The sequence below is a fragment of the Faecalibacterium faecis genome (assembly GCF_040096475.1).
Lineage (GTDB): Bacteria > Bacillota > Clostridia > Oscillospirales > Ruminococcaceae > Faecalibacterium > Faecalibacterium taiwanense.
Genome location: NZ_JBBMEP010000002.1, coordinates 41,760 through 66,606, shown reverse-complemented (window position 1 = coordinate 66,606; position 24,847 = coordinate 41,760). Strand labels below are relative to the sequence as shown.

At 56.7% G+C, this 24,847-nt stretch carries 24 protein-coding genes, 1 tRNA gene and 1 pseudogene; 20 read left to right on the top strand and 6 right to left on the bottom strand.

All coding sequences use genetic code 11. The annotated features are described in order from the left end of the window. Positions 1-156: 156 nt before the first annotated feature. Both WMO17_RS01500 and WMO17_RS01495 read right to left on the bottom strand, forming a co-directional pair. Positions 157-330 carry a hypothetical protein gene (locus WMO17_RS01500; protein ID WP_243111106.1) on the bottom strand — a complete coding sequence of 58 codons (174 nt, stop codon included), beginning with the start codon at positions 328-330 and terminating at the stop codon, positions 157-159. Between the two features lie 92 nt (positions 331-422). Further along, complete coding sequence (locus tag WMO17_RS01495; RefSeq protein WP_349137326.1) at positions 423-1,088, bottom strand: HAD family hydrolase; 666 nt, start codon at positions 1,086-1,088, stop codon at positions 423-425. Positions 1,089-1,328: 240 nt separating this feature from the next. On the opposite strand from WMO17_RS01495, the gene WMO17_RS01490 reads away from it, so the two are divergent. The 13 genes from WMO17_RS01490 (at position 1,329) to argF (ending at position 15,973) form a co-directional block, all read left to right on the top strand. Beyond that, positions 1,329-2,405 (top strand): branched-chain amino acid aminotransferase, encoded by a 1,077-nt coding sequence (locus WMO17_RS01490; protein ID WP_349137325.1) that lies wholly within the window; start codon positions 1,329-1,331, stop codon positions 2,403-2,405. Between the two features lie 226 nt (positions 2,406-2,631). Beyond that, positions 2,632-3,402 carry an alpha/beta hydrolase gene (locus WMO17_RS01485; protein WP_097774505.1) on the top strand — a complete coding sequence of 257 codons (771 nt, stop codon included), beginning with the start codon at positions 2,632-2,634 and terminating at the stop codon, positions 3,400-3,402. Positions 3,403-3,423: 21 nt separating this feature from the next. Then, positions 3,424-4,179: an esterase family protein gene (locus WMO17_RS01480; protein ID WP_349137324.1), complete on the top strand. Its 756-nt coding sequence runs from the start codon at positions 3,424-3,426 to the stop codon at positions 4,177-4,179. 240 nt (positions 4,180-4,419) lie between these two features. Then, entirely contained in the window at positions 4,420-5,748 is a 1,329-nt protein-coding gene (locus WMO17_RS01475; RefSeq protein WP_120080493.1) for an ATP-grasp domain-containing protein, read from the top strand. A 114-nt stretch (positions 5,749-5,862) separates the two neighbouring features. Beyond that, entirely contained in the window at positions 5,863-6,690 is an 828-nt protein-coding gene (locus WMO17_RS01470; RefSeq protein ID WP_349137323.1) for an MYG1 family protein, read from the top strand. Beyond that, the gene (locus WMO17_RS01465) at positions 6,677-6,982 is read left to right on the top strand and encodes a GIY-YIG nuclease family protein (protein WP_207699092.1); all 306 of its coding nucleotides are present in this window, start codon (positions 6,677-6,679) and stop codon (positions 6,980-6,982) included. The genes WMO17_RS01470 and WMO17_RS01465 overlap by 14 nt, the downstream gene beginning before the upstream one ends. A gap of 371 nt (positions 6,983-7,353) precedes the next feature. Beyond that, positions 7,354-8,586 (top strand): argininosuccinate synthase, encoded by a 1,233-nt coding sequence (locus WMO17_RS01460; RefSeq protein WP_349137322.1) that lies wholly within the window; start codon positions 7,354-7,356, stop codon positions 8,584-8,586. Positions 8,587-8,877: 291 nt separating this feature from the next. Further along, positions 8,878-10,278: an argininosuccinate lyase gene (gene argH / locus WMO17_RS01455; protein ID WP_154255776.1), complete on the top strand. Its 1,401-nt coding sequence runs from the start codon at positions 8,878-8,880 to the stop codon at positions 10,276-10,278. Next, positions 10,275-11,216: an N-acetyl-gamma-glutamyl-phosphate reductase gene (argC, locus tag WMO17_RS01450; protein WP_097781099.1), complete on the top strand. Its 942-nt coding sequence runs from the start codon at positions 10,275-10,277 to the stop codon at positions 11,214-11,216. The genes argH and argC overlap by 4 nt, the downstream gene beginning before the upstream one ends. Positions 11,217-11,425: 209 nt before the next feature. Continuing rightward, on the top strand, positions 11,426-12,655 hold the full coding sequence (argJ, locus tag WMO17_RS01445; protein WP_005938553.1) for a bifunctional glutamate N-acetyltransferase/amino-acid acetyltransferase ArgJ: 1,230 nt from the start codon (positions 11,426-11,428) through the stop codon (positions 12,653-12,655). 217 nt (positions 12,656-12,872) lie between these two features. Then, positions 12,873-13,727, top strand: coding sequence for an acetylglutamate kinase (gene argB / locus WMO17_RS01440; RefSeq protein WP_005938551.1), 855 nt, complete (start codon positions 12,873-12,875; stop codon positions 13,725-13,727). A 132-nt stretch (positions 13,728-13,859) separates the two neighbouring features. After that, a complete protein-coding gene (locus WMO17_RS01435; protein WP_349137321.1) occupies positions 13,860-15,062 on the top strand; it encodes an aspartate aminotransferase family protein in 1,203 nt (400 codons plus the stop codon). Beyond that, positions 15,059-15,973 carry an ornithine carbamoyltransferase gene (argF, locus tag WMO17_RS01430; RefSeq protein ID WP_349137320.1) on the top strand — a complete coding sequence of 305 codons (915 nt, stop codon included), beginning with the start codon at positions 15,059-15,061 and terminating at the stop codon, positions 15,971-15,973. Before WMO17_RS01435 ends, argF begins: the two co-directional genes overlap by 4 nt. A gap of 78 nt (positions 15,974-16,051) precedes the next feature. Here the strand turns inward: argF and WMO17_RS01425 are convergent, their stop codons facing one another. Together WMO17_RS01425 and WMO17_RS01420 are read right to left on the bottom strand one after the other, a co-directional pair. Then, on the bottom strand, positions 16,052-17,689 hold the full coding sequence (locus WMO17_RS01425; protein WP_154260148.1) for a DUF262 domain-containing protein: 1,638 nt from the start codon (positions 17,687-17,689) through the stop codon (positions 16,052-16,054). A 250-nt stretch (positions 17,690-17,939) separates the two neighbouring features. Continuing rightward, complete coding sequence (locus WMO17_RS01420) at positions 17,940-19,307, bottom strand: MATE family efflux transporter (RefSeq protein ID WP_349137319.1); 1,368 nt, start codon at positions 19,305-19,307, stop codon at positions 17,940-17,942. A 214-nt stretch (positions 19,308-19,521) separates the two neighbouring features. Here WMO17_RS01420 and WMO17_RS01415 point away from each other — a divergent pair. Beyond that, positions 19,522-19,612, top strand: a tRNA-Ser gene (locus WMO17_RS01415). 331 nt (positions 19,613-19,943) lie between these two features. Further along, positions 19,944-21,287, top strand: a complete 1,344-nt coding sequence (locus WMO17_RS01410) for an MATE family efflux transporter (protein ID WP_005939352.1) — start codon at positions 19,944-19,946, stop codon at positions 21,285-21,287. Between the two features lie 91 nt (positions 21,288-21,378). Here the strand turns inward: WMO17_RS01410 and WMO17_RS01405 are convergent, their stop codons facing one another. Together WMO17_RS01405 and WMO17_RS01400 are read right to left on the bottom strand one after the other, a co-directional pair. Next, the gene (locus WMO17_RS01405; protein WP_349137318.1) at positions 21,379-21,813 is read right to left on the bottom strand and encodes a YaiI/YqxD family protein; all 435 of its coding nucleotides are present in this window, start codon (positions 21,811-21,813) and stop codon (positions 21,379-21,381) included. Beyond that, positions 21,810-22,478 (bottom strand): alpha/beta hydrolase, encoded by a 669-nt coding sequence (locus WMO17_RS01400; RefSeq protein WP_349137373.1) that lies wholly within the window; start codon positions 22,476-22,478, stop codon positions 21,810-21,812. Before WMO17_RS01400 ends, WMO17_RS01405 begins: the two co-directional genes overlap by 4 nt. A gap of 127 nt (positions 22,479-22,605) precedes the next feature. On the opposite strand from WMO17_RS01400, the gene WMO17_RS01395 reads away from it, so the two are divergent. The 5 genes and pseudogenes from WMO17_RS01395 (at position 22,606) to WMO17_RS01375 (ending at position 24,788) form a co-directional block, all read left to right on the top strand. Beyond that, the gene (locus tag WMO17_RS01395) at positions 22,606-23,175 is read left to right on the top strand and encodes an aldehyde dehydrogenase family protein (RefSeq protein WP_347563426.1); all 570 of its coding nucleotides are present in this window, start codon (positions 22,606-22,608) and stop codon (positions 23,173-23,175) included. A 62-nt stretch (positions 23,176-23,237) separates the two neighbouring features. Next, positions 23,238-23,459: pseudogene (locus WMO17_RS13230) on the top strand (BMC domain-containing protein); the annotation flags it as partial. A gap of 111 nt (positions 23,460-23,570) precedes the next feature. Next, positions 23,571-23,828 (top strand): BMC domain-containing protein, encoded by a 258-nt coding sequence (locus WMO17_RS13225; RefSeq protein WP_223390077.1) that lies wholly within the window; start codon positions 23,571-23,573, stop codon positions 23,826-23,828. A 39-nt stretch (positions 23,829-23,867) separates the two neighbouring features. Continuing rightward, positions 23,868-24,524 carry a phosphate propanoyltransferase gene (locus tag WMO17_RS01380; RefSeq protein ID WP_005939594.1) on the top strand — a complete coding sequence of 219 codons (657 nt, stop codon included), beginning with the start codon at positions 23,868-23,870 and terminating at the stop codon, positions 24,522-24,524. A 3-nt stretch (positions 24,525-24,527) separates the two neighbouring features. Then, a complete protein-coding gene (locus WMO17_RS01375; RefSeq protein ID WP_005939597.1) occupies positions 24,528-24,788 on the top strand; it encodes a EutN/CcmL family microcompartment protein in 261 nt (86 codons plus the stop codon). Positions 24,789-24,847: the final 59 nt, after the last annotated feature.

Here is a 24,847-nt window from a genome sequence, read left to right as displayed (position 1 = left end):
TGTGCGGTCACTCGAACCAATGCCGTCAAGTCGTTGTCGGATGAAGTGGATTTTAGTTTGTCTGGGAGTAAGTGCACGGTTTCTGCACGGTCGGTGTTATCCATGTCCGATGATGTAGGGCGCTGTATTGCATTGCAATCAGTGCCCTTTTTTGCATCAGGTGAGCAGGGCCAGGCGGAGCTTTGCCTTCATTTCCGGGTCGGCATCCTTGAGCAACTCCAAAAGAGCCGTCATGGAGATGGTGGGTTCGCCTGCGGCGGGTACAGCCTGCGGGCTGGAGGTGTCGGGCTTGGCATAGAAGCCGCTTTCAAACTTCTTGCCCAGCTCCACACGGGAGGACTGCTGGATAAGGCGGGCAAAGACTTCCTTGAGGATGTTCTCCGCTTTTTTAGCGTGAAAATATAAAAGACCAACTGTATATTTCAGGCTTCGGAAAGAAGCTTCCCCTCCTCCAGCATCTTTTTCACCTCGCGCAGGTCTTTGCACTCGGCGGTGTACAGACGGCGCATCTCGTCGTCGGCGGGGGCAAGGTCCGGCACCATCACGGTGAAAAAGCCGCCCCGCGCACCGGCCCGCACGCCGTTGTAGCTGTCCTCCAGCACCAGCGTTTCAGCCGGGGTGGTGCCCAGCGCCTTGGCCGCGGTGAGGAAGATCTCCGGGTCGGGCTTTGACGAGGTGAACTGCTCGCCGGAAATAAGGGCCTTGAAGTGATCGGTCATGTGCCAGTTGTTGAGGTGCCGCAGGATGGATGCCATCCGGCTGGAGGAAGCCACCACCATGGGAATGTGCTGCGCTTCCAGATAGGCAATCAGTTCATCCAGACCCGGCTTTTTGGGCGGCGGTGCCTGAAAGGCCGTCTCCGCCTGCGCGTGCAGGGCATCCATGATGGCATCGGTGTCGCAGTCCGGGCCGTAGAAGCGGCGCAGCACGGCCCGCATGGAATCGCCTGCCGAGCCGCGCGCGGCAGCGTCCAGCCCTTCCTTATAAGGAAGACCCAGTGTGGCCAGTGCGGGCTTCCACAGGGTGGCCCAGATGCGCTCAGTGTCGAACATCAGCCCGTCCATATCAAAAATAACACCTTTTATCATTGTGCAAAAGCTCCTTTCTGAGCCTGTAAGATCCGGCTTATGCCCTCATTGTATCATATTTTGGGCAGTTTGCACATGGAAAAGCAGGCAATTTAGCGCAACTTAACCTGTCCAAAGATGAAAGATTTTTCGTTTCCTTGTAAATCACATTCATATTATTATAATAGAAAACAACATTCGGTGTTTGCGGGCGCATTTTCACTCGCTGCGCCCGAGATCAGGAAAGAGGGAAAATAAATCATGTTGGATATCAAGATCACCCGTACCACTGCTCCGAAGGCAAAGCCTGACGAGAGCAATCTGGGTTTTGGCAAGAAGTTCACCGACCATATGTTCGTGATGGATTACACCGAGGGCGAAGGCTGGCACGATGCCCGCATTGTCCCCTACGGCCCCTTTGAACTGGACCCGGCTACTGTCGTGTTCCACTACGCTCAGGAGATCTTTGAGGGCATGAAGGCATACCGCACGGCCGATGATACCATCCAGCTGTTCCGCCCGGACTGCAACGCAAAGCGTTTCCAGGACTCCGCCGACCGTCTGTGCATCCCCAAGATCCCTGTGGAGGACTACATTCAGGCGGTTGAAACTCTGGTGGATGTGGACCGTGACTGGGTGCCCCATTCCGACGGTGCTTCCCTGTATATCCGTCCCTTCGTGTTCGCAAACGACGTGGGTCTGGGCGTGCACGCTTCCAAGCACTACATTTTCTGCATCATCTGCGCTCCCTCGGGCGCTTACTATGCCGAGGGCATCAACCCCGTCCGCATCTACGTGGAAGACGAGTACATCCGTGCCGCTCCCGGCCTGACCGGCTTCACCAAGTGCGGCGGCAACTACGCTGCTTCCATCAAGGCCGGCGAGCTGGCCGAGGAGCAGGGCTACGCACAGGTGCTGTGGCTGGACGGCGTGGAGAAGAAGTACGTCGAGGAAGTTGGCAGCATGAACATCATGTTCAAGATCGACGGCAAGGTGTACACCGCTGCTACCGTCGGCACCGTTCTGCCCGGTGTTACCCGCCGCAGCTGCATCGAGCTGCTGAAGGACTGGGGCTATGAGGTCGTCGAGGGCAAGATCGCCATTGCCGACATCATGGCTGCTGCCCGCGAAGGCAAGCTGGAAGAGGTGTTCGGCACCGGTACCGCCGCTGTCGTCTCCCCCGTCAAGGAGCTGGTCTGGAAGGGCGAGCACGCCTACATCGGCGACGGCAAGATCGGCCCTGTCACCCAGAAGCTGTACGACACCATGACCGGTATGCAGTGGGGCAAGATCCCCGATACCAAGGGCTGGATCGTGCCTGTTGAGAAAAAGAATTGATCCCGATTCTCCGGAGAGAACCTTTTTATTCAGAATAGCAGCAAACGCCGCCAGGCCTCCGCTCGGCGGCGTTTGCCGTATATTAGGATAACGTCCTCGCCCTCTCCGTCAAACCTCCAAAATTTCCCGGCGCAATTGCTTTCTGTGCCCTGCAGTGCTAAACTGAAAACAGAACAGCGGCCTGCATTGCGGCAGGCGTGCGGGAAAGATTGAGAGGAATGGACCCATGGTCAAAAAATGGAGCGTGAGCTACCCTGCCGTCAACGGCACCGAGCAGCGCAGAGTATATGTTTATCTGCCCACGATGTATGAAGCTGACCCCGACCGCCGGTATCCGGTGCTGTATATGTTCGACGGCCAGAACGTCTTTTTTGACGAGGATGCCACCTTTGGCAAAAGCTGGGGCGTGGCCGATTATCTGGACTACACCGACACCCCGCTGATCGTGGCGGCGGTGGAGTGCAACGCCGGAGCCAACAACGAACGGCTGGTGGAGTATTCGCCCTACCGGTTCGACGACCCGCAGTTCGGCCACTTCGACGGCACGGGTCAGGCCACCATGAGCTGGTATATCCACCGGTTCAAACCCTTCATCGACCGCAACTTCCGCACCCTGCCCGACCGGGAGCACACCTTCATCGGCGGCAGCAGTATGGGCGGCCTGATGAGCCTGTACGCCCTTTTGCAGTACAACGACACTTTCAGCCGTGCGGCGGCGCTGTCACCGTCTATCTGGGTGTCGCCGGAAAAGCTTTCCGGCCTTGTGGGCCGCGCAAAGCTGGAGCCGGGCACCGTGCTGTACATGGACTACGGCTCCCGCGAGATGGGCAACCACGACGGGATGCGCTGCGGCTTTGCAGAGATGTGCGCAAAGGTCATGACCCGGGGCATCCACCTTACCAGCCGCATCGTGCCCGGCGGCACCCACAGCGAAGCCAGTTGGGAAAAACAGCTGCCCTTTATGTTCCACACCCTGATGTATGAGGTGGAGGAGTAAACCCTAAAAGGAGGAAACACCATGGAAATGCAGTATTTTAAGGACTACAGCCCGGCGCTGGGCCGCGACATGGAGTGCAAAATTTACGGCCACGCAGGCCGCCCGATGCTGTACATCCCCTGTCAGGATGGCCGCTTCTTCGATTTTGAGAACTTCCACATGGCCGACACCCTTGCCCCATGGATCGATGCTGGTAAGATCATGGTGATCTCCATTGATACCATGGACAAGGAGACCTGGTCCGACACGCAGGGCGACCCCTATTGGCGCATCCGCCGTTATGAGCAGTGGCTGCGCTATATTGTGGAGGAGGCTGTGCCCAAGATCCAGTATCAGGCCAAGGAGCGCAACGGCTGGGACGACCTGCCCGGTGTCATTGCCTTTGGCTGCAGTCTGGGCGCTACCCATGCGGTCAACCTGTACCTGCGCCGCCCGGATGTGTTCTGCGGCTGTCTGGCCCTCAGCGGCATCTACACGGCCCACTATGGCTTCGGCAATTATATGGACGAGCTGGTGTACATGAACTCGCCCGTGGACTACATGAAGAACTTCCCGGAGGATCACCCCTACATGCAGCTGTTCCGCAGCCAGAAGGCGGTCATCTGCTGCGGTCAGGGCGACTGGGAGCAGCCGGACACCACATGGTTCCTCAAGCGCATCTTCGAGGCCAAGAACATCCCCATCTGGGTAGACCTGTGGGGCCACGATGTGAACCACGACTGGAACTGGTGGTATAAGCAGACTGCATATTACATGCCGTATATTCTGGGCGAGTAAAATGGCTCGCCCTCTCAGTCACCTTCGGTGACAGCTCCCCCAAAGGGGGAGCCTTTGGCAAAACCAAAAGGCCTTGCCGTACTGCCAAGGCCTCTCCCTTTGACAGATTTCCCCCGGTCGGGGGAAGATGTCGCGCAAGCGACAGAAAGGGGAACGAGGTGGACGCGAGCTTTGCGAGCGGACGGAGAGGGCGAGGCCGCCTTTATAGAGGTTTATAGAGGAAAGAGGAATCATAAAACCATGCAGAATTTCATTTTTATTTCGCCCAACTTCCCCACCAACTACTGGCAGTTCTGCCGTGAGCTGAAAAACAACGGCATGAATGTGCTGGGCATCGGCGACCAGCCCTACGATGAGCTGAAGCCGGAGCTGAAGGACAGCCTGAACGAGTACTACAAGGTGGGCAGTCTGGAAAACTACGACGAGGTCTACCGCGCCGTGGCCTTCTTTGCCTTCAAGTATGGCCGCATCGACTGGCTGGAGTCCAACAATGAATACTGGCTGGAGAGGGACGCAGCCCTGCGCACCGATTTCCACATCACCTCCGGCTTCCAGACCTCCGATATGCCCCGCATCAAGTACAAGAGCAAGATGAAGGAGTATTACCAGAAGGCCGGCATCGCCACCGCACGCTACCACATGGTGGACGATTACGAGGGCTGCCGGAAGTTCATCGACGAGGTGGGCTACCCGGTGGTGGTAAAGCCGGATAACGGCGTGGGCGCATCCGATACCCACAAGCTGTCCAGCGACGAGGATCTGAAAAAGTTCCTCGTGCAGAAGACGGCCCATCACCCGGATGTGGAGTACATCATGGAGGAGTTCGTCCGGGCCGAGGTGAACAGCTACGATGCCATCATCGATGCCAACGGCAACCCCATCTTTGAGGCCGGCAACGTCAGCCCCATGTCCATCATGGATATCGTCAACGACAACGACAACTCCATCTACTACATCATCAAGGACCTGCCCGAGGACACCCGCGCTGCAGGCCGTGCCGCCGTCAAGAGCTTTGGCGTGAAGAGCCGCTTCATCCACTTTGAATTCTTCCGCATGACCGAGAATCAGGCCAGCATGGGCAAAAAGGGCCAGATCGTGGCGCTGGAGGTCAACATGCGCCCCTGCGGCGGCTTCACCCCGGATATGATCAACTTTGCCCGCTCCACCAACGTGTATAAGATCTGGGCGGACATGATCGCCTTTGGCGGCACCGATATGCCGGTGGGCGAGCACTTCTACTGCCCGTTTGCAGGCCGCCGCGACGGCAAGCACTTTGTGTACAGCCACGAGCAGATCATGCAGAAGTACCAGCAGAACATGCGCATGGTGGACCGCATGCCGGACGCGCTGAGCGGCGCCATGGGCAACCAGATGTACGTTGCCACCTTCTCCACCCGCGAGGGCATGGAGCAGTTCTACGCCGACGTGCTGGCTACCACCGATGCCACGAATGCCGCAGCTCAGAAGGAACTGAGCAGCATTCTGGCTCTGGGCGAGCCGGAGACCACCCCGGCGGAAAAGCCCGCCGCTCCTGCCGCTAAAAAGGCACGCACCACAAAGAAAAAGTAAGAATACGCTCAAAAAGCCCCGGAATGGCGTGCCCGTTCCGGGGCTTTTCGTTGTCCCTTTCTGCAAAGTGTGCTATACTGTTGCCAGACATTTTATTGGGAACGAGGTACATCTATGAAAATTCCTGCAAACGGCTTTACCCACGCCGGCAAGTTCCACGCCGACGATGTGTTTGCCACTGCCCTGCTGCAAATTTTGCGCCCGGACATCAAGATCACCCGCGGCTTTGTGGTGCCGGATGATTTTGACGGCATCGTGTACGATGTGGGCTTTGGTATGTTCGACCACCATCAGGAGCCCCGGGAGTACCGCCCCAATGGCGTGCCCTATGCGGCCCTCGGCCTGCTGTGGCGGGTGCTCGGCCCCGGCCTTGTGGGTGAGCGTCAGGCCCGGCTTATTGACGAGAACTTCATCCAGCCGCTGGACCTCAACGATAACACCGGCGAGCAGAACAGCCTGTGCGATGCCATTGGCTTTTTTAACCCGGTGTGGGACTCCAAAGAGGATCAGGACACCTGCTTTTTCAAGGCGGTGGCCGTGGCAAAGCAGATCTTGGAAAATCAGATCGCCAGCGCCAACGCCGTGAACCGCGCCGACGAAAAGGTGCAGCAGGCTTACAAAAACTCCCGGGACGGCATCGTGGTGCTGCCCTGCTATCTGCCGTGGAAGAACGGCCTGTACAAGACGGACGCGTTGTTCGTGATCTACCCCAGCCAGCGCGGCGGCTGGAGCGCCCAGTGCGTCACCGACCACAAGACCAAGCGCCCCAAGCTGCCCTTCCCCCAGAGCTGGGCCGGCCAGCCGCAGGAGGTCATTGAGCAGAAGAGCGGCATCCCGGGCATCAGCTTCTGCCACGCCAGCCGCTTCCTCATCACCGCCAAGGATAAGGAAACTGCCCTTGCCGCCTGCCGTCAGGTGTTAAAGAACAATGGCCGCATCTGAGCCGTGCGCCCGGCCAAAGCCCGCCTTTGTGTATATGGTGCGGTGTACCGGCGGTACGCTGTACACCGGCTGGACCACCGACCCTGCCGCCCGCCTGCGCGCACACCAGAGCGGACGCGGCGCAAAATACACCCGTGCCAGAGGGGCCGGGGATTTTGCCTATCTGGAACTGTGCGCGGATAAGCGCGCCGCCCTGCGGCGGGAGTATGCCCTCAAGCAGCTGCCCAAGGCCCAGAAGGAACTGCTGTGCCGCGCATGGAGCGCGGCGGGCGGGCCATTTTCCGGCGCATAAAGCGAAAACGAAACCCGGGACTCTTTCAGGGCCAGACGGCTCACAAAAGGGTCCCGGGCTTTTTGTTTTTGCGGTGTGAATTCTTTCCGTGTGCTGTAGTCCGCACATGCCCCGGGCGGGATGCATGTGCCCCGAATATATACTGTGTAAATGCATAAAATATGAATATATTCTGCAAATAACGCATAAAGATGCAACATGAACGAAAAACGGGTGCCGGAAGCAAAAAAGGTTTGTATGGTTTTGTTATTGACGAAAAAACAGCGCGGCGTATAATAAAAGCATCAACCGAAACGCAACGGAAGAGGATGCGAAGGGAAAGTGCGCATCAGAAAACAAAAGTGTATTTTTATGAAAAAGGAGCGTCACCTATGAAAAAGGAAAACATCAAAAAAGTCGTGCTGGCTTACTCCGGCGGTCTGGATACCTCCATCATCATTCCCTGGCTGAAGGAAAACTACAACAACTGCGAGGTCGTCGCTGTCTCCGGTGACGTGGGTCAGGGCACGGAGCTGGATGGTCTGGAAGAAAAGGCCAAGGCTACCGGCGCTTCCAAGCTGTACGTGCTGGACCTGAAGAAGGACTTTGTGGAGAACTACATTTTCCCCACCCTGAAGTTCGGCGCAAAGTACGAGGACTACCTGCTGGGCACCAGCTTTGCACGTCCCTGCATCGCAAAGGCTCTGGCGGATATCGCCATCAAGGAAGGCGCAGATGCCATCTGCCACGGCTGCACCGGTAAGGGCAACGATCAGGTGCGTTTTGAGCTGACTCTCAAGGCCCTGTGCCCGGATATGGCCATCATTGCTCCGTGGCGTGAGTGGAACATCAAGAGCCGTGACGAGGAGATCGACTACGCCGAGGCTCACCACATCCCCCTGAAGATCAACCGCGAGACCAACTATTCCAAGGACAAGAACCTGTGGCACCTGAGCCACGAGGGTCTGGATCTGGAGAGCCCCGCCAACGAGCCCCAGTACAACAAGCCCGGTTTCCTGGAGCTGGGCGTCAGCCCCGAGCAGGCTCCCGATGTTCCCACCTATGTGACCATCCACTTTGAAAAGGGCATCCCCACCGCTGTGGACGGCAAGGAGATGGGCGCTGTGGAGCTGGTGGAGCACCTGAACAAGCTGGGCGGCGAGAACGGCATCGGCCTGCTGGATATCGTGGAGAACCGTCTGGTGGGCATGAAGAGCCGCGGTGTGTACGAGACCCCCGGCGGTGCCATCCTGTACAAGGCCATCAATGTGCTGGAGACGATCACTCTGGATAAGGAGAGCTCTCACTTCAAGGCTCAGCTGGCCCAGAAGTATGCCGATATCGTCTACAACGGCCAGTGGTTCACCCCGCTGCGCGAGGCTCTGGACGCCTTTGCCGACAGTCTGGAAAAGACCGTCACCGGCGATGTGAAGCTCAAGCTCTACAAGGGCAACATGATCAACGCCGGCGTCACCTCTCCGTACACCCTGTACGACGAGCAGACCGCTTCCTTCGGTGAGGACGAGGACTACAATCAGGCTGATGCAACAGGCTTCATCAACCTGTTCGGCCTGTCCATCAAGGAGCGCGCAAAGCTGTCCAAGAACTGGCCGGAGATCAAGTAATCAGCTGTAACATCTTCCCTTTCGTGTGTTTTCACACTTTCACACGGAAGTTCCATCCAACCGGCATCGTTGCCGGCGGCACCGCCGCAGGAGCGTTTTCCCCTGCGGCGGCTTTGCCGTTTTTAGAAGGAATTAACCCTCTCAGTCAAAACCTGACGGTTTTGCCAGCTCTCCCGAAGGGCGAGCTTTGTGCATGGTACGGAAAAGCTGAAAAAGCTCCCCCTTTCGGGGGAGCTGGCACGGCGCAAGCCGTGACTGAGAGGGTTTGGACATAAAGTAAAGGATAAAACTATGGCAGAACAACTCTGGAAGGGCCGTTTTTCCAAGGCCGTGGATTCCCGCGTGAACGACTTTAACTCCTCCATCCGCTTCGATCAGCGCATGATCGCGCAGGATATGCGCGGCAGCGGCGTGCACGCCGCCATGCTGGCAAAGCAGGGCATCATCTCGGAAAAGGATTGTGAGGACATCCTCAACGGTCTGGCTTCCATCGCCGACGATCTGGCAGCCGGCAGGCTGGAGATCGACCCCAATGCCGAGGATGTGCACACCTTTGTGGAGCAGACCCTCACCGCCCGCATCGGCGATGCCGGCAAGCGGCTGCACACCGGCCGCAGCCGCAACGATCAGGTGGCGCTGGATATCCGCCTGACCCTGCGGGACTACAGCCACACCCTGCAGGCCTACATTGTGGAGCTCATCAAGGTCATCTGCAAAAAGGCCGGTGAGAACACCACCGCCGTCATGCCCGGCTACACCCATCTGCAGCGTGCCCAGCCCATCACCTTTGGCCACGCCCTGATGGCATATGCATCCATGCTGCTGCGCGACCTGCAGCGCTTTGAGGATGCCACCGCCCGCATGGACGCACAGTGCCCGCTGGGCAGCGGCGCGCTGGCTGGCACCACCTACCCGCTGGACCGCCAGTTCACCGCCGAAAAGCTGGGCTTTGCGGCTCCCTGCGCCAACAGTCTGGACGGCGTGTCCGACCGCGATTTCTGCATCGAGCTGGCAAACGCCATCTCCATCTGCATGATGCACCTGTCCCGGCTTTCCGAGGAGATCATCCTCTGGTGCAGCTGGGAGTTCAAGTTCATTGAGCTGGACGATGCCTTTACCACCGGCTCTTCCATCATGCCGCAGAAGAAGAACCCGGATGTTACTGAGCTGATCCGCGGCAAGACCGGCCGCGTCTACGGCGACCTGAACACCCTGCTGGTGATGATGAAGGGCATTCCCCTCGCCTACAACAAGGACATGCAGGAAGATAAGGAAGCCATCTTCGACGCAGTGGATACGCTGGAGCTGTGCCTGAAGACGGTCACTCCCATGCTGGACACCATGAAGACCATTCCGGCCAACATGCGCCGCGCCGCCGCCAAGGGCTTTATCAACGCCACCGACTGCGCCGACTACCTCACCAAGAAGGGGATGCCCTTCCGCGATGCCTACAAGCTGACCGGCTGCATGGTGTCCGACTGCATCGCAAAGGACAAGACCCTTGAAGAGCTGACCCTCGACGAGTTCAAGGGCTACAGCGCTCTGTTCGAGAACGATATCTACGATGCCATTGATCTGGTCAAGTGCTGCGAGGGCCGCACCAGCTACGGCGGCCCCAGCGAAGCCAGCGTGAACAACCAGATCGCACTGGCAAACGCACAGCTGGATGCGTGGGAGGAAAAGAACGCATGAGCGTGAAAGTTTTTATTGATGGCTCTTCCGGCACCACCGGCCTGCGCATTGCCGACCGTCTGGCACAACGCCCGGAGATCGAGCTGCTTTCCATTTCCGCAGAGGGCCGCAAGGATGTGAACGAGCGCGCGAAGGTCATCAACTCTGCCGACCTCGCCTTCCTCTGCCTGCCGGATGCCGCTTCCAAAGAGGTCATGCCCCTGCTGCGCCCGGACGTGAAGGTGCTGGACACCTCCACCGCCTTCCGCACCGATGCCGCATGGGACTACGGCTTCCCGGAGCTGGCGGGCCAGAAGGAAAAAATCAAAAATTCCTGCCGCGTGGCAGTGCCCGGCTGCTATGCCAGCGGCTTTATCAGCATTGCCCGCCCGCTGGTGGAGCTGGGCCTTGCACCGGCAGATTATCCCTTCAGCTGTACCGGCATCTCCGGCTACTCCGGCGGCGGCAAAAAGATGATCGCCGAGTACGAGAGCGCTGATCGCCCGGCGCACAGCAAGCTGGATGCACCCAAGAGCTACGGTCTGGGCCTTGCCCATAAGCACCTGCCGGAAATGCAGAAGATCAGCGGCCTTGCCCACACCCCCATGTTCGTGCCCGTGGTGTGCGATTACTACTGCGGCATGCAGGTGCTGGTGCCGCTGGATCTGACGCTGGCGGGCAGCACCGCCGAACAGGTGGCCGAGGGCATTGCGGCATATTACAAGGATGCTGCCACCGTCAAGGTGCACGCTCTGAACGAAGCCCTGCCGGAGAACGGCCTGTACTCCAATGCCATGGCCGGTACCGACCGCATGGAGCTGTACATGACCGTGAACGCTGCAGGCGACCAGATGATGCTGGTCTCCCTGTTTGATAATCTGGGCAAAGGCTCTTCCGGCGCGGCCGTCCAGTGCATGAACCTGATGCTGGGGCTGGAAGAGACCAAAGGGTTGGAATAAAGATGGCTCGTACACGGGCAGCGTCCTCGCCCTCTCCGTCTTTGCTTCGCAAATCCACCTCTCCCAAAGGGAGAGGCCTTGGCAAAAAGATGAAGTTTGCGTGGACTGCCAAGGGCTCCCACTTTGGGGGAGCTGGCGAACGTATGTGAGCCTGAGAGGGCTAGCCCGTTCGAGTGAGAAGTATTTCTTTGTGGGAAAGGAAGATCATTATGCAGTATCAAGAAGTTGCGGGCGGCATCTGCGCGCCCAAGGGCTTTGCAGCGGCTGGCGTGCACTGCGGCATCCGCGCAAACCATGCAGAAAAATACGATCTGGCACTCATCAAGGCGGACGTGCGCTGCGCCGCCGCCGGTGTGTACACCACCAACAAGGTCTGCGGCGCACCCATCAAGGTGGACCGTGCCCACCTGAAGGACGGCTACGCACAGGCGATCATCGTGAACAGCGGTAACGCCAACACCTGCGCCGCCAACGGCGTGGCTCTGGCCGAAGAATGCTGTGAGCTGGTGGGCAAGGAGCTGGGCATCGACCCGCAGGACGTTCTGCCCGCTTCCACCGGTGTCATCGGTCAGCCCATGGTCATCGACCCCTTTGCCCGGGGCATCCCTGCCGCCGCCGCAAAGCTGGCTGCGGACGAGCAGGGCAGCACCGACGCTGCCACCGCCATCATGACCACCGATACCCACAAAAAGGAATACGCCATCCAGTTCGAGCTGGGCGGCAAGACCTGCACGGTGGGTGCCATTGGCAAGGGCAGCGGCATGATCGCCCCCAATATGGCAACCATGCTGGCCTTCTACACCACCGATGCCGCCGTCTCGCCCATCCTGCTGGAAAAGGCCCTCAAGACCGTGGTGCCCGGCACCTACAACCAGATGAGCGTGGATCTGGACACTTCCACCAACGATACCTTGATCATCATGGCTTCCGGCCTTGCAGGCAACCCGGAGATCTGCGAGGAGAACGCGGACTACGAAGCCTTTGTTGCCGCGCTCACCGCCATTGCAGAGCACATGTGTGCCGAGCACGCCGGTGACGGCGAGGGTGCCACCCACCTCATCACCTGCGAAGTGACCCACGCCCCCGACCTGAAGACCGCCCGTGCCGTCAGCCGCAGCGTGGTGTGCTCCAACCTGTTCAAGGCCGCAGTGTTCGGCCGCGATGCCAACTGGGGCCGCATCCTGTGCGCCATCGGCTACACCCCCGGCGACTTCTCCATTGATAAGGTCTGCGTGTGGCTTTCCAGCAAGGCCGGTGAGGTGTATGTGTGCGAAAACGCCGCCTACCACCCCTACAGCGAGGACGAAGCCGCCAAGGTGCTGGCTGAGCACGATGTGCTGGTCAAGGTGGACATGGGCACCGGCGATGCATCCGCAAAGGCATGGGGCTGCGATCTGACCTACGATTACGTCAAGATCAACGGCGACTACCGCACCTGATAACCCTCTCAGGCGCTGCGCGCCAGCTCCCCCGAAGGGGGAGCTTAAAACGAACGACAAGCAGCTGATTTTATGAAATAAAGTGACCCGTCCAGCAAAGGCTCCCCCTTGAGAGGACAGACTTCCCCCGCGCCGGGGGAAGATGTCGCGTGAGCGACAAAAAGGGGAATCTGGCAATGCCGCAAGGCATTGACTGAGAGGGTTCAGAGGAAATCTTATGAAAAACGAAGAAATGGCGCGCCTTTTCTCTGAGGCGACACCCTACATCCAGAAGTATCACGGAAAGACCATGGTGGTAAAGTACGGCGGCAATGCCATGATCAACGAAGAACTGAAAAATGCCGTCATGAACGATTTGGTCACCCTTACCCTGCTGGGTGTGCGCGTGGTGCTGGTGCACGGCGGCGGCCCGGCTATCAACGAGATGCTGAAAAAGGTGGGTGTGGAGAGCCATTTCGCAAACGGTCTGCGGGTGACTGACGATGCCACCATGGAGATCGTGCAGCAGGTGCTGGCCGGTAAGGTGAACAAGGATCTGGTGGCAAAGCTGCGCGGCCGCGGCGTGGGCCTGTGCGGCATGGACGGTCAGATGCTGCGCTGCACCGAGCTGGACCCCCAGCTGGGCCATGTGGGCGAGATCGTGCATGTGGACGCTACCCTGATCGCAAGCCTGCTGGATGGCGGCTTCATCCCCGTGATCGCCACGGTGGGCATGGACGATCTGGGTCAGGCCTACAACGTGAACGCCGACACCGCCGCTGCGCAGATCGCGATTGCGCTGAAAGCGGAGAAGCTGGTATCCATGACCGATATCGCGGGCCTGCTGCGGGATAAGGACGACGAGAGCACCCTCATCCCCGAGGTGGAGGTGTCCGAGATCGAGGGCTATAAGTCCGCCGGCATCATTGCGGGCGGCATGATCCCCAAGATCGGCGGCATGGCCGATGCCATCTATCAGGGCGTGCACGAGGCGGTCATCATCGATGGCCGCGTGCCCCACTCCATCCTGCTGGAGCTGTTCTCCAACCGCGGCTCCGGCACCCGCTTTTACCGCCGCAGCCACCGCGAATAAGCATTGCGCCGGTGCCGTGCAGGCGGTATAATAAGAAAAATGACCCTCTCAAGCCTTTGCCAGCATTTTCTGGCGCGAAAGCGCCTGAGAGGGTTTTCTGTTCACAGTTTCTGTTCACAGGAGGGTACACCTATGGATTCTGAAAAAGTCATCAAGCGGGACAACGAATACGTCCTGCACACCTATAACCGTAACCCCATCGTGCTGGAAAAAGGCCACGGCCTGCGCGCCGCAGGCCCAGAGGGCCAGCAGTATCTGGATTTTACCAGCGGCATTGGCGTGAACAGCCTTGGCTACTGTGATCTGGACTGGGCCGAGGCCGTTTCCGAGCAGGCCCACAAGCTGCAGCATACCTCTAACCTTTACTACACCGCGCCCTGCGGCAAGCTGGCCAAAAAGCTGTGCAAGCGCACCGGCATGAGCAAGGTGTTCTTTGGCAACTCCGGTGCCGAGGCCAACGAGGGTGCCATTAAGGCCGCGCGCAAGTACAGCGTGGACCACTACCGCAAGGACCGCACCACGGTCATCACGCTGGTGAACAGCTTCCATGGCCGCACCATCGCCACCCTGACCGCCACCGGTCAGGAGGTGTTCCACAACTACTTCGGCCCCTTCAACGAGGGCTTCCTGTATGCTCCGGCAGGCGATATCGAAGCACTGCAGGAGCTGGTGGACCGCACCACCTGCGCCGTGATGCTGGAACTCATTCAGGGAGAGGGCGGCGTGATGGCGCTGGACCCGGACTACGTGCAGGCCGTGCGCAAGCTCTGCGACGAAAAAGACCTTGTGCTCATCGTGGACGAGGTGCAGACCGGCGTGGGCCGCACCGGCACCTTCCTGTGCTGCGAGCACTACAACCTCAAGCCGGACGTGGTCACGCTGGCCAAGGGTCTGGGCGGCGGCCTGCCCATCGGCGCAGTGCTGATGAACGAAAAGGTGGCCGAGGGCATGGGCCCCGGCACCCATGGCTCCACCTTCGGCGGCAACCCGGTGGTCTGCGCCGGTGCCAACGTGGTAGTGGACCGCATGGACCAGAGCTTCCTTGCCAATGTCAACGAGCGTGCCGTCCAGCTGCGCGCAGGCATCGCAAAGCTGCCCCATGTCAAGAGCATTTCCGGCATCGGCCTGATGGTGGGCATCGAGTTCTACGACCTCAAGGCCGCAGATGTGCTGGCCGCCTGCCGCGAAGCGGGCCTGCTGGTGCTGACAGCCAAGACCCGCCTGCGCCTGCTGCCGCCGCTGACCCTCAGCGAGCACGATGTGGACATGGCGCTGGAGATCCTGAGCGATGTGCTGGGCAAGATGGAGCCGACGGCTCCGAAGGAGCAGGCATGAAAAATCTGCTGAAAATGAGCGACCTCTCCCCTGCCGAGCTGACCCACATTCTGGATGTGGCCGATCAACTCAAGGCACAGCAGAAGCTGGGCGGCACGGCCCCGCTGCTGGCAGGAAAGACGGTTGCCCTGATATTCTCCAAGGCGTCCACCCGCACCCGCACCAGCTTTGAGGTGGGTGTGTACCAGCTGGGCGGTCTGGGCAACTACATGAACACCGCCGAGCTGCAGGCCGGGCGCGGCGAGCCCCTCAAGGACACCGCCCGGGTGCTGGGCCGCTACTACGACTGCGTGGTGTGGCGCACCTACCGCCAGAGCGATCTGGAAGAGTTTGCCGAGCTGGCCGGTGTGCCGGTGATCAACGGCCTGACGGATTACGCCCATCCCTGCCAGGTTCTGGCCGACCTGATGACCATTCGGGAGCGCCGGGGCAGCCTTGCGGGCCGGAAGCTCTGCTTTGTCGGCGACGGCAGCAGCATGGCAAACAGCCTCATCGTGGGCGGACTGCTGGCTGGGATGCAGGTCACCTGCGTCTGCCCGCAGAGCTACCGCCCGGCGGCGGATGTGCTGATGTTCGCCCACAAGTACGGCAGCGCCTTCCACCTGACCGCAGACCCTGCCGAGGGTATTCAGGATGCCGACGTGGTGGCAACGGCTGTGTGGAACACCGCCAAGCCCGGCACGCCGGAAAGTGAGCAGCGCCTGCGGGATTTTGTGGGCTACCAGCTCACAAGCAAGCTGCTGGAAAGCGCAAAGCCCGATGTCATGGTGCTGCACTGCCTGCCCGCCCACCGGGGCGAGGAGATCTCCTCGGCGGTGTTCGAGCAGCACGCACCGGAGATCTTTGACGAAGCCGAGAACCGCCTGCATGTGCAGAAAGCCGTGCTGGCCATTCTGCTGTCGGGGAAATAAAACCGGAATAAAAAACAACGCGGCTCCCTTTTCATGTATGGGGGCCGCGTTGTTTTATTGATTGAATAGAAAAGTTGTTTAATGGATGTGCCAGATTATGAGTGCATAATCCGAAAAATATTTTTGACGGATATCAATATCATCGGGAACGATCCATTTTGTGCGCGGAGTACCATCGCTGCAGGTGCACAGCGATTTATTAAGGTCAATTTTTGATTTGGCATATTCTGACACTTTAATTGGAAAAACCTCATTGGAAATCTGGATATTCAGCTTTCCGCTTAAAAGCGTGAGGTTTCCCAACCGCCAAAGATACTCATTGTGAGTATCTTCTGGGATTTTCCATTTACTGTTTTCAATTGGCATTACATGTTCGATGTGAACATCGCTGTTGTTGAGATTCAATTCATCTGTTGGAGATAATTGTTTGTTGATTTTTCTCAGGATATAGCGAATAATTTCACGGTTGGAACCTGACCAGGTATTGAAAGCAGCAGTGAACTCATCGTCTGGGACAATTGATTTTCGGATTTCTTTACAGATGGCGGTAACGGAATTTAGATCACCGTAAATCCGGAGAGCGATCTCAGAAAAGAATCGTTCACCGGTGTTGGCAACCTTTCCGCAGATTGTAAAATTACGAAAAACATAGACTTCAATGGTTTCGGCGACGGTCAAGAGGTCTTTTTCAGAATAGGATTCTTTCGCCTGTTTCATTGCAAGCAAAATCGGGTAAAAAGTTTTGGCCTTGAGGATTTTGAGATTCTTTAGACAAGAGATCAATTTATCGTCTGTAAAATCAACGTTTTCCTCCGGAAATGCAATGTCATGGTAGAATTGAGAACAATTTTCAAGACTATCGAGAAAAGCTGACACATCAGCAGGGGTCTTGATGAATTTTACGATTTCCCGGTATAAGTCGTTTTTGCGAATGAATTTATGAGAAGAGTTCCAATAATGTCGGATATAATTGGTTGTATCAATTTTATCCAGGTTGTCTACAATGGAATTCCATTTTTTCTGAGTGTCATCCACATCTTTTGACTTGCTGAAAACAAAATTTTTGAGTAAATCTGCTGTTTCAAGGTCTTTTCCGCGAGCATTCAATGTTTCAAAAATGATAAAAGCTTCTTCCAGCTTGGTGGCCTCAATATACATGACTTTGAACCGCTCGAAGAAGGCCTCGAAGTATCGGTTAAGGCAATCCATTTTCTTGGAAGTATCGGAAGCGTCCTGGCAGTGCGAATCAAGATATTCATAAATAGTCTTGAATGCTTTTCGGATTCTTTCCCAGGACTTTTTCGTTTCTTTGGAATCAGACGGCTGTCTAGCAGTTATGGTTTGAATAAAGTAAGGATTATCCGCTTCACTAAGGATGAGATGAAGGCTTTTTTCCTCATCAGAGTATTCTCCTACATAATTGGACAATAGAACTTCCTTTTTTGATGCAGGATGATATTGAGTGGTAAAATATAGATTTTCGTACAAAAGCTGAAGAGAGTGCACAAAAATCATGGATGTAATTGTGCGCTGCTGCCCATCAATAATGAATTTTGTTTGGGAGTCCTCATCATTGTGAACTACGATCTGCCCGAAAAAGTGAATGGTGCTCGGATTGGCACAGGTATCCTCCAGATCATTCAGAAAATCCTGAATTTCATTTTCCTCCCAGGAATATTCCCGCTGATAATTTGGAATGGAATATTGACCATCCAAAAGGTTTTCATGGGTTCAATTGCATAGTTTTGCAGGGCCATGATATCGGAGCCTCCCTTTTGATGTAAATGCGAATTACTTGAAAATAGTATATCACATGGAACATGTTTCGTCAGCTGGATAATTGCGAAAAAACAAAAGATTACATAGTGTTACAGAATGATGCAAGGTTTATGATAGGTGGGCTGATATCAGATACAAGCTAAAAGGATTTTGATGGGGTTGATAACTGTGCAGAAAAAGCTCTTTGTCAGATTCTTGCTGCACCGCGGTCGAGGATCTTATCGAACCGGGCAAAGAAGGTGATGGTGGTGATGGTGGCGGCCAGAATGTCGCTGACCGGCTCGGCCAGAAACACGCCGAACACTGCATCCGGCAGAACATGCGGCAGAATGAAGATGAGGGGGATCAACAGAATGATCTTGCGCAGGCAGGCCAGCAGCAGGCTGACCTTAGCCTGCCCCAGCGCCATAAAGCTTTGCTGGCAGGCGATCTGGAAGCCCATGGCAAAAATGCCCGCCATGTAAATGCGCATGGCCCACGTGGTGTACTGGATCAGTGCGGTGTCCGAGGTGAAAATGCCCGCCACCGCGCCGGGAAACAGCATCATCAACAGCCAGAACAAGCAGGTGTAGGACCCGCACAGCGTCAGCTGAAAACGGAAGGCTTCCTTGACGCGGGCCTTCTTGCCTGCGCCGAAGTTGAAGCTCATCACCGGCTGTCCGCCCTGACAGATGCCCTGAATGGGCAGCGTGCACAGCTGGGATGCGCTGGTGATGACGGTCATGGCACCCACAGCCACATCGCCGCCGTACCGCGCCAGACTGGAGCTGAAGCTGATGGAAAGCAGGCTTTCGGTGGAGAGCATCACAAACGAGGAGATGCCCAGCGCCAGCACCGGCAGAATGATCTGCTTTTCCGGGCGCAGGTAGTCTCTGCGCAGGCGCAGGATGGTCTTTTTGCCGGTGAGAAAGCGGATGATCCATGCCGCGCCCACGGCCTGACTGAGCACCGTGGCAATGGCTGCGCCCCGCACGCCCAGCCCGAACCCGAAGATCAGGATGGGGTCGAGGATAATGTTGATCACCGCGCCGATCACGGTGGTAAGCATACTGGTCTTGGCAAAGCCCTGCGTGGTGATAAAAGGGTTCATGCCCAGCACCACCAGCACGAACACCGAGCCTGCAATGTAGATGCGGCTGTAGCTCAGGGCGTACGGCAGGGTGGCATCGCTGGCACCGAACAGCCGCAGCAGCACCGGTGCCCCGGCATAGAAGCCAATGGTCAGCACCACCGAAAAGAGCAGCAGCATGGTAAAGCTGTTGGAGATGATCTTTTCTGCCTGTTTCTTGTCGCCCTGCCCCAGAGCAATGGCGGTGCGCGGCGCGCCGCCCGCGCCCACCAGCATGGCAAAAGCGTTCAGCAGCATCAGAATGGGTGTGAACAGCCCCACGCCGGTCAGCGCTGCCGCGCCAATGCCCGCAATGTGGCCGATGTAAATGCGGTCCACGATGTTATACAACAGGTTCACGACCTGCGCTACCACGGCGGGGATCATGAGCTGCAGCATCAGCTTTTTGATGTTGCCGGTGCCCATATCTTGTTTTGCCTGTGCCATTGGAATGCTCTCCTCTGTACTTCAAATTTGAAAAATATCGTTCCTATTATACTCGGCTCCCGCCCAAAAGAACAGCCTTTTTTGCAAAGAAACCGCGCTTTCTGCCCCAAAAACGCAAAACGGCCCGGCTGCGTATGGCTTGCAGCCGTGCCGTAACGGGAGAAAAGTGTTGACGGAAAACCGCTTTTTTGCTATACTGTAAAGGCTAATATATGGAGATGTATCGAAGCGGTCGTAACGAGAACGACTCGAAATCGTTTTGTCCTTAATCGGGCACGTGGGTTCGAATCCCACCATCTCCGCCAACAAAAGGCATCAGCTCAGGCTGGTGCCTTTTTTGCGGCTAGATGGTGAGGATGAGAACAGGGCGGCGGCCCGCAGGCCGCAAGCAACCAGCCCTGCGGGCTGTTGCTTAGCCCGCGGGAGAATATCCACCATCTCCGCCAGAAGTCGCAGATTGCATTTTGAGACAGAGGGGAATATACTTATATTGGATAGATTCCAATACTATAGCAATTCAACTTTTTAATGCAACAGCGGTGAATTGCATATCGCAAAGATGCCGTTTGAATGTTGCACGAATTTCTTAACTTGCGATAAAATTTGCGATAAACGATTTTTGGAAGGAATATAATCATGTCGAAAGATGAATATTTGATCACAGATCCACCCCTTAAAGCGCTGACTGTTTTTGCGATGCCGATGATCCTTGGTAGCTTTTTTCAACAAGTATACAATATGGCCGATTCCATAATAGTTGGTCAATTTGTTGGCTCCTCGGCACTTGCGGCTGTTGGTGCTTGTGCTGCACTGACCAATGTTTTTATTTGTGTGGCGCTTGGTGCTGGTGTGGGCGCAGGTGTGCTTGTAAGCCGCTATTTTGGTGCAAAAAATTATGGTAAAATGAAAACCATTGTGTCAACGTCCCTGATCAGCTTTTTGATCTTAAGCGTTGTCCTTGGTGTCTTTGGCTTTTGCTTTTCCCATTTCATGATGAGCGGATTACAGACCCCTGCCGATATATTGGAAGAAGCAGTATTGTATCTGCGTGTCTACTTTGTGGGTTTCCCATTTCTATTCATGTACAACATTCTTTCCACCATGTTCACTTCCATCGGTGAATCCAAAATTCCGTTGGGACTGCTGATATTCTCATCTATCCTGAATATTTTTATGGATCTCTGGATGGTGGCCGGTCTTGGTCTGGGGGTGTTTGGTGCAGCCCTTGCGACCTTGATCGCACAAGGAATTTCTGCCGTGTTTTCGTTTTTGATCTTTCTGTCTCGGATGCGGCAATACAAGAGCTCCTTTAGCAGGTTCGACCGGCAGGAGCTGTATTCCATGCTTCGCATTGCGGTACCATCGGTTTTGCAGCAGTCCACAGTGTCTATCGGTATGATGATCGTGCAGGCAGTGGTAAATCCCTTCGGCACACAGGCACTTGCCGGGTATGCGGCAACGATGCGGGTAGAAAATGTTTTTTCGCTGATCTTCGTATCCATCGGCAATGCAGTTTCGCCGTTTGTATCCCAGAATCTTGGCGCAAAGAAAATTGAGCGTATCAAAAAAGGGTATCATGCTGCACTGGTGTTGGATCTATGCTTTGCAGTTCTTGCTTTCGTGGTCATTGAAACACTGCACACACAGATTTCCTCGTTGTTCTTGGGAAAAGACGGAACCGCGTTGGCCTATCAGGTGTCCGGTGATTATATGAGATGGCTTGGTTACTTTTTCATCTTCATGGGCATCAAGATGGCAACTGATGGCGTTCTTCGCGGACTTGGAATCATGCGGCCGTTTCTTATTGCAAATATGGTAAACCTTGCAATCCGCTTGTCTGTTGCTTTGATTTGTGCACCGCGTTTTGGCATTGCTTTTGTTTGGCTTGCAGTCCCGGCAGGTTGGCTTGCAAACTTCCTTATTTCCTATGCGGCGCTCAGAAGATCGTGGCCAGAGGATAAAGCAGCGGTATCTCAATGATTTCATGCAGTGGAGAGGTGTTTTGTTCTGACGGGTTTCACTTACAGAGAATGTGACGCGAAAAAAATTCGCCGGTGTTCCGTTCAGAAAATCAGATGCTCGCTAAAATATCTGTCAGTGTGGCGACAAATGCTTCATCCTGCTCCTTCGTCCGCTTTGGGCTCCCCTTGGGGTGCTTTCCGGCACGGAGGAGCTTTTTGTTTTCATAACGCCGCAGCATGAGAGCTTCCATGTTGTCGGCGGTGTATTCCAAACCGTTCTGATTCAGCACCCGTGCGCGCTTGGCAAGGCACATACTCGCCAGCCCGTAGTCCTGTGTCACGACCACATCCCCCGGTTTTACCCGGTTGACGAGAGCAAAATCTACGCTGTCTGCCCCTTTATCGAACACCAGCGTCTGTGCACCTTCCCGCTCGATTTGGTGGGCGGTGTCGCACAGGATGATGACTGGAACACTGAATTGCTTTGCAATCTGCAACGTCAGATCGACAACCGGGCAGCCGTCGGCATCAATCAAAATATTCATCGGCTTTCCTCCATCACCCACTGAAATGCTCTTGCGGTACGCAAATCAGCGTTTTTGAAATGCCCGCCGCTGTTCCACTCAAGGGTGCAGTCTGCGCCACGCTCTATAAGCCGGCTGTGCAGGGTGCGGATGTTATCACCTACCGCAGCCATGACAGCGTTTTTCGTATGCTCTTCCTTGTTGCCAAGGCTCAGATAAACGCGCTGCGCCTGTATCGGGTGCTGCTGTTCAAACTCCATCCAGCCCGGAAACCACACCGAGGGCGAGGCGGCAGCGATACCATAGAACAGATCAGTCTGGGTGGATGCCCACAATGCAAACAACCCGGCCAGCGAGTAGCCGCCCAGAATGATTTTGACGTTTTCCGGGAGAGGAAACTGTTGCTTCAGTGTGGGAATGACCTGCTCCGTCAGAAAGCACAGGGTTTCCGCAGCTTTGCCCCCAAATCCTTGTTTTCCCCACACAGCAGGGGCTTCCCACGGGGAAAGTGCATCGTTCCAGCTTTCCACCGGGATGGCCGCAAACAGAAAGTTCTGGCCGCTTTGTGCGATAGCAACCACTTCGTTGTCTATGCTCTGCAACTCATGTTCGCCTGTCATTTGGAGCAGTAGGTATTCTGCATGGGCTTCGCCGTAAATGCGGCAAGGTCTGTTCCCGATTTGCATTGTATGTGCGGTCATTGCAGCGTCCTCCCGAAAAAACTTTGATAAGCCCAGTATAGCAACTGAAAAATCATTTTGCAATTCAAAAGGCGTTCGCATCCTCTGCTTTGCAGAGAAGGAAGTGTTCGCCGTGAACACCGCCTACGACGGCCTGCTGCACGAGCTGCAGAAGCAGGGTGCCTACCTGCTGAACAAGGCCCAGACCGAACAGCTGGTGAACATCGTGCTGCAGCCCAAGAAGGGCGGCGGCCACGAGGTGAACAAAAAGTGGGTGGGCAAGGATGCCGCCCGCATTCTGGAGACCATCGGCGTGCATGTGCCGGATACTTGCCGCCTTGCCATCTGCGAGGTGCCTGCCGACCATCCGTTCGTTCTGGTGGAGCAGATGATGCCGGTGCTGCCCATCGTGCGCTGCCAGAGTTTTGAACAGGCGGTGGAAGATGCCGTGGTGGCCGAGCACGGCAACCGCCACACCGCTTCCATCTTCTCCAAGGATGTGGACCACATGACCCGCTTTGCCCGGGTCATTGAGACCACCATCTACGTAAAGAACAGCGCCACCAAGGCCGGTGTTGGCATTGGCGGCGAGGGCCACTGCACCATGACCATTGCCGGCCCCACCGGCGAGGGTATCACCTGCGCAAAGAGTTTCTGCCGCCGCCGCTGCATGCTGGCCGAGGGCGGGCTGCGCATCATCTGAGTTTTTGAAGGACGAAACCATCACATACAATTTTTTCAGTGTTCTGACAGGAGGAACAACTTATGAAAGCTCTGGGTTTTATCGAGACGAAGGGTCTGGTTGGCAACATCGACGCTACCGATGCAATGCTGAAGGCTGCTGATGTTGAGTTCATTGGTTCCGACACCATCGGTGCCGGTCTGACCACCGTGATCGTTACCGGCGAGGTGGGCGCTGTCAAGGCTGCTACCGAGGCTGGCGAAGAGGCTGCTTCCCGCGTGGGTGAGCTGTTCTGCGTCAACGTCATTGCACGTCCCCACGCAGATCTGGCCCGCATCATGCCCGCCAAGGGCCCCGCGACCGGCAAGTCCGGCCTGCCCGCAGGCGAGCAGGTGCCGCTGGATGCCGCTCTGGGCATGATCGAGACCAACGGCCTGACCGCTTCCATCGAGGCAGCCGATGCCATGCTGAAGAGCGCAGATGTCTCTCTGGTGGGTCAGGAGAAGATCGGCGCAGGCCTTGTTACCGTGTTCGTGCAGGGCGACGTTGGCGCTGTGAAGGCTGCTGTTGAGGCAGGCCAGACCGCTGCTTCCCGCATTGGCGAAGTGGTCAGCGCACTGGTCATTCCCCGCCCGCACGCAAGCGTGTCCGAGTGCATGCCTGAGCTGCGCTGAGAACTGCGCTGACGCTGCATAAGAAAGGAGCGCTGTGCCTTGGTTTACCATGACATCAGTCAGGAACAGCTGCTGCTCCTGATCACGCAGGCCGTGCAGGCAGAGCTGCAAAAGCGCAGCCGTCAGGTGCCGGTAGGCATCTCGGTGCGGCACATCCACCTTACCCGCGATGATGTGGACAAGCTGTTCGGCTATGGCTATCAGCTTACCCCCAAAAAGGCGCTGAGCCAGCCCGGCCAGTTTGCCTGCGAGGAATGTCTGGACATCATCGGCCCCAAGGGCGAACTGAAGCATGTCCGCATCCTTGGCCCGGAGCGCAGTGCCACTCAGATCGAGCTGGCGCAGACCGACTGCCGCAACATCGGCATCAAAGCGCCGGTGCGTTCCAGCGGGGATACAAAGGGCACGCCGGGCGTGACCCTGCGCGGCCCCAATGGCACCCTGACTGTGCCGGAGGGCGTGATGATCGCCGACCGCCACATCCACATGACTCCCGCACAGGCAGCGGCCTTCGGCCTTGCCGACGGCGACCGCGTGCAGGTAAAGATCGACGGCCCCAAGCCGGGCGTGATGGGCGGGGTGCTGATCCGCGCAAACGACAAATGTGCACTGGATTTTCACATCGACACGGACGATGGCAATGCCTTCCTGCTCAAGCAGGGGCAGCTGGTCACCGTGCTGGGCAAAGAGGAGTAAGCTATGATTTTAGGGATCGTCAAGGGGACCGTTGTCGCCACCCGCAAAATGCCGGAGCTTGTAGGCTATAAGTTCCTGCTGGTGGAGCCGGTGTTCGGCTCCAAAAAGGATACCATCGTGGCGGGCGACAACATCGGCGCGGGTGTAGGCGAGATGGTTCTGGTCACCACCGACGAGACCACCCAGCATGGTCTGGACCATCCGTCGCCCATTGATGCTTTCATCGTGGGCATCGTGGACAATCCTCCCACCCTGAGTAAGTAACACCCTGCAAGTTTTGCCGCAGAGAGGGGCTTCCTCCCGGCGGGATCGTGAGGCTTAAA